The sequence below is a fragment of the Nonomuraea sp. MG754425 genome, from assembly GCF_021699195.1.
GTDB lineage: Bacteria > Actinomycetota > Actinomycetes > Streptosporangiales > Streptosporangiaceae > Nonomuraea.
This window is the reverse complement of the sequence record NZ_SSXE01000249.1, coordinates 1-12,932: the sequence shown is the minus strand read 5'-3', so window position 1 is coordinate 12,932 and position 12,932 is coordinate 1. Positions and strand designations below refer to the sequence as shown.

The 12,932-nt window shown below is 68.4% G+C and carries 11 protein-coding genes; 4 read left to right on the top strand and 7 right to left on the bottom strand.

From position 1 onward, the window contains the following. Positions 1 to 113 precede the first annotated feature (113 nt). The 7 genes from FAF44_RS47785 to FAF44_RS47755 form a co-directional block, all read right to left on the bottom strand. A complete protein-coding gene (locus tag FAF44_RS47785) occupies positions 114 to 1,013 on the bottom strand; it encodes a TRM11 family methyltransferase (RefSeq protein WP_237110102.1) in 900 nt (299 codons plus the stop codon). After that, positions 1,013 to 1,963: a hypothetical protein gene (locus FAF44_RS47780; protein ID WP_237110101.1), complete on the bottom strand. Its 951-nt coding sequence runs from the start codon at positions 1,961 to 1,963 to the stop codon at positions 1,013 to 1,015. Before FAF44_RS47780 ends, FAF44_RS47785 begins: the two co-directional genes overlap by 1 nt. A gap of 513 nt (positions 1,964 to 2,476) precedes the next feature. Beyond that, entirely contained in the window at positions 2,477 to 3,655 is a 1,179-nt protein-coding gene (locus FAF44_RS47775; protein ID WP_237110100.1) for a helix-turn-helix domain-containing protein, read from the bottom strand. Positions 3,656 to 3,664: 9 nt separating this feature from the next. Continuing rightward, positions 3,665 to 4,693 (bottom strand): TniB family NTP-binding protein, encoded by a 1,029-nt coding sequence (locus FAF44_RS47770; RefSeq protein WP_237110099.1) that lies wholly within the window; start codon positions 4,691 to 4,693, stop codon positions 3,665 to 3,667. Beyond that, on the bottom strand, positions 4,690 to 6,708 hold the full coding sequence (locus FAF44_RS47765) for a Mu transposase C-terminal domain-containing protein (RefSeq protein ID WP_237110098.1): 2,019 nt from the start codon (positions 6,706 to 6,708) through the stop codon (positions 4,690 to 4,692). Before FAF44_RS47765 ends, FAF44_RS47770 begins: the two co-directional genes overlap by 4 nt. A gap of 77 nt (positions 6,709 to 6,785) precedes the next feature. Continuing rightward, complete coding sequence (locus tag FAF44_RS47760; RefSeq protein WP_237110097.1) at positions 6,786 to 7,550, bottom strand: TnsA-like heteromeric transposase endonuclease subunit; 765 nt, start codon at positions 7,548 to 7,550, stop codon at positions 6,786 to 6,788. 500 nt (positions 7,551 to 8,050) lie between these two features. Next, entirely contained in the window at positions 8,051 to 8,503 is a 453-nt protein-coding gene (locus tag FAF44_RS47755) for a hypothetical protein (RefSeq protein WP_237110096.1), read from the bottom strand. 181 nt (positions 8,504 to 8,684) lie between these two features. Here FAF44_RS47755 and FAF44_RS47750 point away from each other — a divergent pair, with 181 nt between their 5' ends. From FAF44_RS47750 to FAF44_RS55430, 4 genes are all read left to right on the top strand, one after another. After that, a complete protein-coding gene (locus FAF44_RS47750; protein ID WP_237110095.1) occupies positions 8,685 to 9,092 on the top strand; it encodes a hypothetical protein in 408 nt (135 codons plus the stop codon). A gap of 363 nt (positions 9,093 to 9,455) precedes the next feature. Beyond that, positions 9,456 to 10,430 carry a hypothetical protein gene (locus tag FAF44_RS47745; protein WP_237110094.1) on the top strand — a complete coding sequence of 325 codons (975 nt, stop codon included), beginning with the start codon at positions 9,456 to 9,458 and terminating at the stop codon, positions 10,428 to 10,430. 343 nt (positions 10,431 to 10,773) lie between these two features. Beyond that, a complete protein-coding gene (locus FAF44_RS47740; protein WP_237110093.1) occupies positions 10,774 to 11,202 on the top strand; it encodes a pilin in 429 nt (142 codons plus the stop codon). Positions 11,203 to 11,266: 64 nt separating this feature from the next. Further along, positions 11,267 to 12,880 carry a hypothetical protein gene (locus tag FAF44_RS55430; protein WP_272896025.1) on the top strand — a complete coding sequence of 538 codons (1,614 nt, stop codon included), beginning with the start codon at positions 11,267 to 11,269 and terminating at the stop codon, positions 12,878 to 12,880. The last annotated feature ends 52 nt before the right edge of the window (positions 12,881 to 12,932 follow it).

Genomic DNA, 12,932 nt, shown 5'->3' with positions numbered 1-12,932 from the left:
GGCGGTATCGACGCCCACCTCCACGGCCCGCGTCAAGCCAAAATCCGCAGGTCCACGCCCGCGCCCCAGCGCCCGGCCCGCATCCGGGCCAGAAACCAGCGGGATAGTCGGGGCTACTCCAGCTCGCGGACGGCTTCCCGAGCAGCGCCCGGCCCGTTCCTGGGCGGCGTCTGCTGCGGGCGGCGGAACACAAGGAGGTCCTCATGCGCTACGGCGTGGATTGGCACCCCTCGCGCCCATGCCTTTCGCGCCTCGTGGAGCTGGAAGAACGATGCCCGATTGAGAAGGTGACCGTCTCCAAGCCCGCACAGCAGACACACGATCCGGTCTGCGAACGCCAGCCCGGCCTGCTCAGCGAGTCGGTGCACGTGGCCGGGCAGGTCGACCAGCTCGCCGCGGACGCGGTAGGGCCGCACCGTGATCGCCGCGACACCACCCGGCCGCAGCAGCTCCACGCAGCCGGCCAGGATGCGGCCAAACCCGTCGAGGAGGTGCGGGAGCTGCTGGTGGGCGAGGTTGGCGCGATCGTGGGAGTAGCGCTGGTTCCACTTGCGCACCCCCGGCTCGCCGGTATCGCGAGTGGAACGGATATGCCCGTGCGTGGCCGCCCCGTACGGCGGCGAGGTCAGCACCAGCGCGGCCCGGCCGACCAGGTCCGGCAGCAGCCGGGCAATCTGCCGGGAATCCCCGGCCACCACCCGCCCGAACTCAGCCGCTCCTTGTGCGCGAGCATGGCCGAGGTTGATGACCGCCAGGCGCGCCCACCGCTCCTCGAACTCCACGCCCGCGCCGTACCGGCCCAGATGGGCGGCCTCGACCAGGGTGGTGCCGATCCCGCACATCGGATCGACCACCAGGTCACCGGAGGCGGTGTAGGTCTCGATCACCTTGGCGGCGATCGAGGGCAGCATCTTGCCCGGATGCCGCATCGACTCCGGCACATACCGACCCTTGCGCTGCACCCGCGACGGCCGCTGCCCCGTCGCCCACACTGACGTCGTCACCTCCACCATCAACCCTCACCTCCGCCCCGCTCGGTGGACCCGGTGGACTCGGTGGCGCCAGACGCGGAGAACAGCAGCACGTCCGCGTGCACCCGGGCACTGGCCGGCAACCCCGCACACTCCGGTAGCCCCTCGATGGCGGCCGAGGCTCGATGAGAGAGATCCGGGTCGATGCGTTCGCCGTGTGCGGGATTCCGCAGGGCGATGATGTGCTGCAGATACACCAGACCCGCCTGCCGGGCACGGGCAATGATCTCGGGTACCGGGTCGACCACGCCGCCTTCACGGTGCAGGCCGGTGATCACCACCAGATGCCCGCCCGGCTTGACCAGCCCCGCCGCACGAGCGACATCGAAGACCTCGGCTTCGGCCCCGAAGTCCGGTCGGCCGGTGGACCGGCACACGGGCTGCTGGCAGGTCTGCTCGGCCACCACCAGCCCCGCGCTGCCCGAGAAATCAGCCAGCACCCCGGCATCATCACCAGGATCAGCGACGCGCAGGTCGGCGACCTCCAGGTCATAGTCGGGATGGGTACGCGCCAGGCAACTCCAGGACACCCCCGCGCGAGCCACGTCGGCAAAGACGGCCACCGGCAGGCAGCCCGCCGTCAGCGCGGCCGAGACGACCTGATGATCGCTGGCGCCGAGATGGACGACGGTGTTGCCCAGCCGCGTGCACGCCGCGACCAGGTGGCGGGCCAGCGGGCCGCTGACCGGATGGCAGCACCCCACCCGGCAGCTCGCGACCGATTCGGCGTCGGCCGCCGCCAGCCACACCGACAATGGCAGATGCCCCCGACCCGCATCCTGACCCTCCCGGAACAGCCGAAGTCCGGGCTGGGTGTCCGGTGCGGACGCGACGGACGAGGAGCCCACAGTGGCAGGCCCGGTAGCGGCGGAGGAGTTGGTGGACGTGGATGCCGTTGAGGTTGAGGTTGAGGTGATGATGGGCTTGGTCATGTGGGTGTGGCCCAAAAGTGCCGGGCCACCGATCCCTGTCACCATTCCAAATACCTGTCGCCAGACCCGAATTCGGACAGGCCCTCCCGCAAAGATTCGGCAAGACCTGCAGCGTGCCCCTGTGGACATAGCGCTGCCGGTCGGCCCCTTGCTCCGTCACCGGCGGTCTCGCCTGGAACCGCGTACGGAGGCCTCTCACCTGCCTAATTCACCCTCCGCATCCAACCGGTCACGGCGATGATGGCGGGGTGTGCGGGTCGGATGTCTGGAGGGAGATCCGACCCGTACAAACGGGCGTGCCAACCCGACGCGCCACCCCCATCGAGCCAGCGTCCACACTCCGCTTCTCCTCCCTCCCACGCACACCATGATCCTGTTTTCGCAGGTCACAGCGATCTCGGACACTTTCCGGACAACACTCGTCACCGGCTCCTGTCCCGTGTCAGGGGATCGTCCTTGAGGTGGGTGTCCTGACCTGCGGTGAGGAATCTTGACTGGCGAACCGGTCCGGGTTCAGAGCTGACGGTAGCGGGAGGGGCAGGGGGACTTCGCCAATAGATCTTGCTGGGTCGCGTGTGAGTTTGGGGCATGGAGTATCGCTGCGGCGAGGGTGATGGCATCTGGGTAGGTCGCTGCGTGCATGTAGTCGTCCTGGTCGGTCGGGATGTTGTTGCGGTGGTTGGTGGTCTGCAAGATCAGCAGCCGATGCCTCCAATGGAGAGGAATGGCGGCGGGAGAGGTCGGCCACGAAGGGATTGCTCTGGCTGCGGCTTGGTGAGCGAGTGTCAGTTGCTGGGGCGTGTAGCGGCGTAGAAGCCGGTTTGCTCTGTGCTGGGCAGTGATGATCTCTGGGCATGCGGCGAGGTCGAGGTGCGGGTGGTCGGCGTCGCTGAGCCAGATGCCGTGACGGGTGCAGATTTTGTGGTGGGTGGGCAGGTGGATGGGGACGGGCTGGTGGATGCCGCGGCGGGCGGTGCATCGTCGGCAGGCGGTGGTGGCTCGGACTGGGCTGTGCGCATCGGTGGTGCCGAACGCGGGGAGCGCGCGGGCGAGGCTGGTGGTGGTCGTGCGGGCGAGGTGGGCGAGGGCGTGCAGGGCCTGGGTGGTTGCGGGGATGAGTGTGTGGTGCTGGGCGCGATCGTCGTGATTGTTGATCTTGGTGGAGAACCAGGAGGGCAGGACGGTGAGGACCTCGGTGAGGGTGAGGTGGTTGGCTTGGGCGAGTCGGGTTAAGTAGGAGATGAGTGTCTCTCCGGTGATGGGGGCGACCGATCGTGGCAGGACCGGCGCATGCCGGGGTGCGTGCATGGAGAGGCGAGGCATCTCGAACGGGTCTTGCCGTGGATCTTCCTGCGTCCGAGGTTGTCGGTGGTCGGGCGGGGACAGCAGGCGACGAGTCAGCCCGCGGTAGAAGGTCGAGCGGCTGCCCTTGAAGCCGAGCTCGGTGATCTCATCGAACAGAGCACTGGGTCGTAAGTGCGGGTCCTCGGCGAACCGCTGACGGCAGTAGCCGGCGAAGATGTCAGTGAACAGGTCCGGCCGCGAGACAGCTCGGAGGCCGGGTGTTTTGCGGCCGTTCAGGTAGTCGCTGATGGTTTGTGGGGCGTGGCCGAGCTGTTTGGCGATGGCGCGTGCCGACAATCCGGCCGTGCTCAGGGCGAAGATCTTCTCGATTCGGTCTCGGGGCAGCATTGGCTCTGGTCACGTGGCGGGTGGGCGCGGGGATTGAGAGGCGATGTCGGCGTCGACACCGTCCAGGGACTTCTTGGTGATCTTCTCGCTGCCGTCCAGCACGGCGTTGATGGCGGCGCTGCGGATGAGCCAGAGCAGGCTTCCGATCATCCCGTGGGTGCGTTGATGCAGGTAACGGTCGAGTTTGGCCAGGGTGCCCGGCCGGTGGCGGTGCAGCCGCAGGCTGTTTTCCAGGGCGGCTATCAGGGCGCTCCACTGTGGGTCCTGGCCGAATGGGCCGGTGCGGACCATGCTGAACCGTCCGGCGATCTGCTCACCGCGGGTGCCCGACAGCAGGCCGGTGCGTTCCAGGCTGATGCCGGCGTAGACAAACGTGGCTGGGATGCGTTCGGAGAAGTACTTCAGGGTGTCGGAGGCTTCGGCGCCCGCGCGGGTGGCGGTGTTGAGGTTGTGAAGTTCGTCGATCGCGACCAGGCGGACGCGGGCGTCGATGCTGACCCCGCAGATGGCGTCGGCGAGGTCGGTGATGTTGCCTCGGCGTGAGATGGGCAGGTCGAAGAACCGGGCGAACTCCATCGCGATCATCTTCGGGGTCGCGGCGGGCGGGACGGTGATGTAGATGACCGGGATGTCTGCCGTCGCGCGCGGGTGGCGGCGCCGGTGAATCACTTCGATGGTCTTGCCGAGTTGGACGAGCGCGGTGGTCTTCCCCGTTCGGGCGGGTCCGGAGACCATCAGGCCGCATCGCCCGTAGTGGGCGTTCTTGTTCAGTTGGATCAGGCGGCGGCCAGCGGTGATGATCTGCCGGATGGTGGGGGTCTGGACGACCAGCAGCCGGGAATGGTGGTCGATGCGCTCATCGTCGTAGCAGGCGCGTTTGTCATCGTCCAGGCTCGACCGGATCGCTTCCGGCAACAGGTCCGGGACTGCGCGCATCTCGGTGACGAAACCGCGCCAGCCCGCCAGGGTGGTCAGCTGCAGATGCTGATGCTCTCCGGCCGGATCGTCGCCGGGCGCGGAGCGAGTCAGGCGCGTCACCAGCGTTTGTCCGCTTCGGCGAACGGGTCGAAGATCGGCATCGGTATCACCTTGGCAAGGGTTTCCTCTGTGCCGTCACCGTCCTGACTCGCTCTGTTCGCGGAGCCTGCGGTGGCCTGTGCGGGATCGGCCTGGATCGGGGTGCTGACAGGGCTGGCTTTGGTCCGTGCCGCGACGCGCCGGTCCCGGCGGCTGAATCGGGCAGCACCCTCGGGCCTCTCGTCGCGGCCAGGCCCGTTGTGGGCGCGTTTCAGCAAGTCGGAGACGGCATCGGCGAGTTCCTCCTCGGTCGCGCCGGGCAAGGCCCGGCGGGTATGGTCCCAGGCCAGTTCCCCGAACGGGGCCGCAACGCGATGAAGCTGCTTCCAGAACACAGTGATCCAGCCGCCGTTCCAGTGGTCACGAACCCAGACCCGTGACACGTCGTAGGGATCATGATGGATCTCCCACAGGTCCTTGCGGTCGGTGACCCCGGAGCGTTGCTGACGCAGCGGGTTGAGGGCCTCGTCGTCATAGGTCCGATAGTTGATCTTCACGCCGTAGGCGTTGATCGCCCGCCAGGTCGCCGGCAGCAGCTCGATGTAGTCGTCGGCCGAGAGCGCGACCGGAACGTACCCGGCCGCCTCGACCATGGCCGCGTACTTCTCGTTCGGGCTGAACATCCGGCCAGGATGCGCGGGATCGCGCAGCCCGTCATGGGGCCGATTGGCCCAGGCCGCCACGAGCCATTCGTCCAGAAGGTCCTGCAGCTCCAGCAGCGACCACACCGCCTGCTGTTCGACGTTGCGACCTCGACGTTCCGCATTGTTGCCGGTGTAGCCGGCCACGAACTGGGCGAACAACGTGCCCACCGAGGCGAGCATCCGCTCGATGTGGCCTTTCTCCCAGCCCGATCCGCCGTGGACCGGCTGCAGATTGATGCCCAGGAAGCTGCAGGAGGAGCGGAAGTTCCGGGAGATGAACACCTTTCCCTGGTCGACCACGATCGTCTCGGGAATGATGACCGGGCGGGCCGCGGCGTGCTCCATCCGCGCGTCGATGCCCAGCAGCCGCTGCCAGGGCAGCGCTGACCGAGACATCGCCAGAGCCTGCACCCAGCCGGGCCGCATCGGCTCAGGGGTGACGGTGCGGGCCAGCAGCACGCTGGCGTCCACCGACTTCGTCGTCGGCCGCAGCACCGCGGCCGTCACGGTCCTGGTCGCAACATCGATCACACCGGTCAGATCGACTCGGCCGACCACTCCGTCGTCCAGGCGGACCAACACGTCCAGCGGCGTGGAGTCCATCTGCATCACCTCGCCCGGCGCCCACGCGTCCACCTCACCGAACGGGCCGTCCGGGCGAGCAGCAAGGGAACGGCGGGTTCGAGCCGACCCGGTGGTGTGCTTGCCCGCCGACAGCTTGTCCAGCAGCCGATAGAGGCTGCGCTGCGAGGGCAGCTCCACCACACCGCGGCCGTGCGTGGCCTCCAGGATCTGCTCGGTCCGCCAGAACAGATAGCTCGCCGTCCGCGACGAGGACTGCGTGGCCTCGTCGATCGCCTTGCGCATCGCCTCCACCACCGCCGGGTCCACCCGCCCATGCGGGGAGACCGGCTTGTCCACCCGGTGGTCGACCATCCCGACCACGCCGCGTGCCTCGTAACGGCGTCGCCGTTTGGCGATCGCACTGGCCGTCACCGGCCTGCCCGCCGCGGCCAGTTCTGCGGCCTTGGCCTGTTCCCGCCGGGTCAACGACACCGTCGCCGGGTCGTACTCCGGTTTCGGCCTGGTCCCCGCCGGAGCGTGCGGCGGAATTCCGCGCAGCACCTCCACGATGTGCCGTTCCCACCACAACGCCTCCGCGGCCACCGCCTCCGGCAGCCCTTCCAGCGGAGTCGATGAAGGAACCGCAGGACGGGATGAGCCGGTGACGACCTCGACGTCCTCGGCCGTCTGCAACTCGATCAGGGCCATGTCGGTGACCACTCCATCGGTGCCGGCCAACCGCACGTCCGTCCCCAGCACCGCGATCACCGTGTGCAGCGTCCCTGCCACCCGTATCCGATCGCCGATCGCCAGCCCCGCGGGCCGCCGCGGTCGGCTGCTCCCGCTCACCGCCGACCACCCTGCGGCCAAGCGGCCCGCACCAGCGTCGCCGGGCCCAGCCGCTCCTGCTCCAGGTCAGCGATCAGCTCGCACTGCCACATCAGGTGAAACAACGCAGGCAGCACCGCTAACCGGTCTCCCACCTCCTCTGCACCGGCCAGCAGAGGCGCCGGCGAGACGAACACCTCCCGCAGCCGGTCCCCGACCTCGGAGCGGCCAGCGCATCGCGGATGCCGGTAGCGGGACAACCACCGAACATTCGCCCGCAGGACCGGGTCGATCTCTCCCACCCGCCGGAACTCCCAGCCCACCAGAGCACACAGCCGCGCGGTCACTGCGAATGCCTCGGCGTCCCTGTCCTCGATCCGGTCATCGGCGCGGACATCGACGACCACGCCCGTCCCGTCCACCCGCCGAGCGAAGTAGTCCGGCGCATGCCGCCGCCAGCCCCGCTCGCCCTCCCAGCGCAGCCAAAACGGCTGCGAAGCGATCCCCATGATCTCCCGGTCGAAGTCCAAAGCCTGAACATGATCGCGTTCCAGCCAGGACTCATAACCGACATGACGTCCGGTCGTCGCCGCCCACCACCAGCCCGGGAAATGCTCGAGCCCCGGAGACCACTGGAAGGAGCGCACCGGCCTCACATCCTCGAACCGCACCCCCGAGCACGACGAGGACGTCACCCGACGCTCGGCCCCAAGCGCATCAACAAAATCCAGCTCGACCGGCCAGTCAAGCCCCTCAAGCCGCTCGGCAGCGGCACCGCCCACAGGCCACCATCCAGCCCAAAAACGATCAGTACATGAGCAAACCGTAGTGGCAGAACCCGCCCCATGAGCAAGATTCACTGGCAAAAAGGAAGATCGCCTGTCACGGGACAGCTCCACCACGGCCGACCGTTGTTCTTTTGCAGCGAAGTTTGAGCATTGTCACCGAAGGTTGGTGAACGCTAGGTTTCTCACCGAAGTTTGAGTGACCGCTGAAGCCTGGCTGTCTGGGGAGACGGTAGAAGAACCGTTACACGCCTACAGCGATCCCGTGCTCAGCGCCTTCGACCTGGACTTCTTCGATGACGGGCGGCGTCGACGTGTCGCGTTGGGCGCCGGGTGGGAACGTCCGGTTCGAAGATGTGGCGCCGGTACGCGGGTTCCGCTGGAACAAGGGTGACCGCAGTTTCCCGGGCTGGTAATACGTGGTGACAACTGGCGGCCATGTGGGCTAGCGCAAGGCCCAGTTGTTACTCGGCGCCGTGGCTGACCAGCCCGTGTGATCAGTGGAACCAGACGACGAGCCGTACGTTCTGCGCGCCGTGCACTTCGCTGAGCGTGCGCATCACGCTCCACACCGGGCCCCAGTCGCTCTCGTCGCCTGCGACCATGCCGCGGCTTCGCCTGCCGGAGCTGTCCGTCTCCGTCCAGTCGACAGAGGCGACCTCAGCCCAAGTGAGCCACGTCGTCCCGAACACGTCGGCAGGTCCGCCATAGCCGGCGAACTCACTGGTCAGCCCCTCCGAGGCGTCGTGGGGAAAGCCACGGCCTTCAGCCACAGGGCGAAAGCCGAAGGTGTTGCGAATCCCGAAGAGACAGGCGAGTCCGTCGTAAGCGTTGCCGCTGTTGAGCAAGAAGAGGTCGATGGCGGCCTGCCACACAGAGTCCTCATCTTCCGGACCCCAAAGGCGGGCACCCGGTCGGCACTCGATCATCCCGCTGACGTCGGTAGACATGCTGAGATCTTGCCTGCGTGCCCCGCCCTTGGGCACCTGCATTTCAGCCCCGCTGCCCGTCAGTCACTCAACCTTCAGTGATAATGCTCAACCTTCGCTGCAACAGGACAACCGTCCTTGAACGACGCCACCTACTCTGGGAAGAGAACGCACCGAGACGGGTGAGCCAGGGGCGATCTGCATGCCGAGCCGGAAGGACGAACTGGCCGAGCGCCGCTTCGCCAAGCTCGTCGACCAGATCAAGGCGATGATGTCCGCCGGCCTCAAACCCGAGGACCGCGGCTTCTACGGCCAACTCGTCCTCACCCGCGAAGCAGTCGCCGACCTGGGCGAGGTGGCCGAGGTCCGGCGAGCCGCGCGGGCGGCGGGCCGCCAGGTCGGCTGGAACGCCCGGACCCATGTCACCAACGACGGAACGTTGTTCATCATCGATGACCGTGACCCGCCCCAGGAGGTCCGGGACCTGGCGGCCCGCCGTTCCGCCGAGGCCGTCTCGGCCGTCATCGCCAACGCCCAGGCCGAGGCCCGCATACGCCGCACCAGCGCACCCAGCACTCCGCCCCTACGCAACCCGGACGAGGGCCTCTGACCGGCCGCGCTGCAGCCCGAACCCGGCAGAGGCAATCCAGAACCCACGGGTGCGCGCTCCGGTCCACTCGGTTGACGCTAACTTGACCCGAGATTCTCGGCGGCGTCCCGTAACCGCAGGTCAACACCGCTTTCCGGGCGCGACGTCAGGGACAGCACCTGTCGTCAACCCGACGCGCACAAGCCCGGCATACCGGCGTTTCCGCAGGTCATCAACGGTTCCGGAGCATGATCACAGCTTGGTGTGATCTTTGCCGTGCCCGATGTCTGATCACTTCCTGCCCGGCTCCTGCCCGATTCCTGTCCAGGCTCTCTGGCGACATGGCGATGTCCGAACCGACCACGCCTCATCGGGAGCCTCGCCATGTCTCACCCTTCGGTCCACCTCGCCACGGACGCCACCACCAACCCCATCACCACCAGCAACCCGGCCGCCAACGGCCCGACCCTGACCAGCCCGGCCGCCGTCCGCGCCGACCTGAACGGTGCGCCCACGACCCGCCCGATCGAAGCGTTGCCCGCCGTCGACCTCGACGTGGACACCGCGCAGCCCAGCGAGGCGTCCGAGGATCTCGGCGGCAGCCCATGCGGCCGGGGCGGGTCGCTGCCGCTGGATGTGGCCGAGCACGCCTTCGCCCTACTCATGCGGGGCCCTGCCCCGCTCTCGCTCGACGGCGCACTGCTCGGGCATGGGCTTCCCGCCCGGCCCATCCCGCTGAACGAGTTGCCGGCGATGCTGCTGCACCCGTCCTGCTCCCGTACCACCCGTGACCAGGTGTGGCGGCATCTCATCAGCCAGGCCCGCGCCCACCGGGGAGCGTGGATGGTCGCCGCCGTCGCACTGGCTATCCCGATGCTGCGCCGCCTCATCGGTGCGCTCGCTGACAAGATTCCGGCCGAGCGGGTCGACCGCGAGGATCTGGAAGCCGACATCCTGGCCGCCTACATGGAAGCTCTGTGCCGGGTGAACCTGGCCTGGTCCCACCCACTGCTGCGGCTCTCCCGGCTGACTCACATCGCCGTCGTCCGCGCCCACGCCATCGACCGGCCCGGCCCGCTGGCTGACCCGGACCTGTCCGACCGCGCCGACAGCGGCCAGCAGGCGCTCATCTACCCGCCCGGTCATCCTGACGTGCTCCTGGCCGAGGCCGTCACTCAAGGCGTCATCACCGAGTTGGAAGCGGAGCTGATCGCCGCCACCCGGCTGGATGGGGTGTCGCTCAGCTCCTTCTGCCGTCGCCGGGGCCTGCTCTACTGCGCCGCGCTCAAGCGCCGCCGGCGCGCGGAAACTGCCCTGCAGCAGGCACTCCAGCGCGGCCAGTTGTCCCGCGACCTGTAGCGATCGCACCGCTGGTCGGCGGCGAGCAGCCAGCAAAGACTGCACAAAATCCGCTGGCCCTCATGTCCGAACTCGGCCTTTCACCCAGGTCTTTTAACCACTGAGAGGACAGCGCGGAGGGCACCGCGGATCCGGCAGCGAGGGCCTGTACCTGGTCACCGGTCCCTGTCACCCGGCCCAGCCCACCACGCACCGCCCAAGGAGGACGCCCACCCGGCCCCGCGACCGGACCCGGCACCTCCGCGCCGCCTCTCACCCAGCCAGCCAGCCACCACACCCACCTGCTCGACCTACGAACCCATCGTCACCCTGCCCGATCAACCACTCTGCCCGGGAGGCAGCCGTGATCCCACGCACCCGCTCCACCACCCGCAAGGCACTGCTCATCACCACCGTCGTCCTGGGCGCCGTCACCTTCGGCACACTCCTGGAACTGGCCCTGGCCCACCTCGCCCAAGCCACCGCCACACCCACCGCCACGGCCGATTCCGTCTTCTCCACCGTCACGACCCTGGCCGCCGAAGAAGGCGGGAAGGGCGCGGGCTCGCTGAACAAAGTGATCGACAACCTGCGCAACGTCATCATCGGCCTGCTGGTCGCCCTCGCCACTCTGTTCCTGACCGTCGGCGGAGTCCGATACATCCTGGCCGGCGGCGACCCCGGCGAAGTGGAGTCGGCCAAGAAGACGCTGCGTTACGCCGCTCTCGGCTACGGCATCGCGGTACTGGCGCCGCTGCTGGTCAGCGTCCTCAAAGGCATCGTCGGGGCCTGACGTGACCCGCCCGCCACCCGACCCACGCACGGCGAGCACGCTGCTCATCAACACGAGACGCCGCATGGCGCAGGTTCTCGTGATCATCGCCATCACGTTCACCGTCACGGCCGCTCCGGCAGCCGCCGAACCAGACCCGCCACCGGCAGCACCGTTGCCGACGGCCAACCCCCAGCCCACAGTGCCCGCCGCACCCGCACCGGCCGCTACGCCGACGGCGCCGGCAGGGCCGATGCTGACGCCGCCGGTCCATCCGATCCCCAGCACCGCGCCAACGGCCCCGGCGCAGCCGGAACCGACCCCGACGCCGAAACCGGGGTCGGACGGGGGAGCCGAGGAGTGCGGGTGGCTGGACTTCGGCTGCAAGATCAACCAGGCGTTGAACGGCTGGTTCGGCGCCATCGTCACCGAGGCCATCCAGCCTGCCTTCCAGGCGGCGGGCACGCTGCTGCTGTCCGCGCCACCGCCGGACATGGTGGCCCGGGTGCAGGAGCTGTCCACGCACGTGCGGATGGTGGCCAACGCGCTGCTCGGCCTGTTCGTGCTGGCAGGTGGTGTGATCGTTATGGCGTACGGCAGCGTGCAGACCTCCACCACCGCCTCCGAGATCGCACCCCGGATGGTGGTCGCCGCGATCACGCTGAACTTCTCGCTCACCCTCTGCCAGTACGCGATCGACCTGGCCAACGGTCTGATCGGCGCGCTGCTCGAGGAAGGAGTGGACGGCAAGCGGGCCGGTGACCTGATCGCCAACAAGCTCGCCAACCCGGTCGGCCAGCTGCAGGGCCCGCAGGTGTTCCTGATCTGGATGATCGGCCTGGCCGTGGTGATGGGCCTCATCCTGGCCTTCATCGCGATCATCCGGGTCGCGCTGCTGCTGTTCCTGATGATCGCCGCGCCGCTGGCGCTGCTGTGTCACGCGCTGCCGCAGACCGAGCACATCGCCCGCCTGTGGTGGCGCGCCTTCACCGGCGTCCTGGTCATGCAGGTCCTGCAGGCGCTCGTGCTCATTCTGGCGTTCAAGGTGTACTTCACCGACTCAACCGACGCCTTCACCACCGGCCCCAGCCAGCCTGCCCTGGCGGCGGTCAAACCCATCGTCACCCGCGCCATCGACACCCTGGTGCTGATCGGCCTGCTGTTCATCCTGATCAAGATCCCCGGCTGGGTCGCCCGCTCCGTCTGGCAGTCCTCCCAGCCCCAGATGCTGAACCGCCTGGTCAAAACCCTGATCGTTTACAAGACGCTCGGCCTGGCCAAGGCCGCCCTGACCAAAACCGGCGGCCGGGCCGCCCGCACCGCCACGAAGAACGCCGGAACGGCGCGTCGCCCCGGCCGCCCGCCCGGCACCGCAGGAAGCCGACGACGCCCTCCCCAGCCACGCGGCGGACCAGCAGGAGCCCAACCGGCAGCCGGCCCCACGACCACGGGAGGAACAGCACCAGTGAATACGCCCACCCCGCCAGGACCACGCGGCCACCAGCAGCTTCGTGGCCACCAGCAGCTTCAACTCCCGCTCAACCTCCCGCCCGCGGCATCACCGCCAGACTCACGACGCACCGGATCGGCCGGCGCGCGGGGACGTCAGCTGGCGTTGCCGTTCCCGGTCACCCGGGTGCCACGCCCGCCCTCACCGCCCGCCCCGGTCCCGCCGACCGGCCGATCCGGTGCGTCGTGAGTCTGGCGGTGATGCCGCGGGCGGGAGGTTGAGCGGGAGTTGAAGCTGCTGG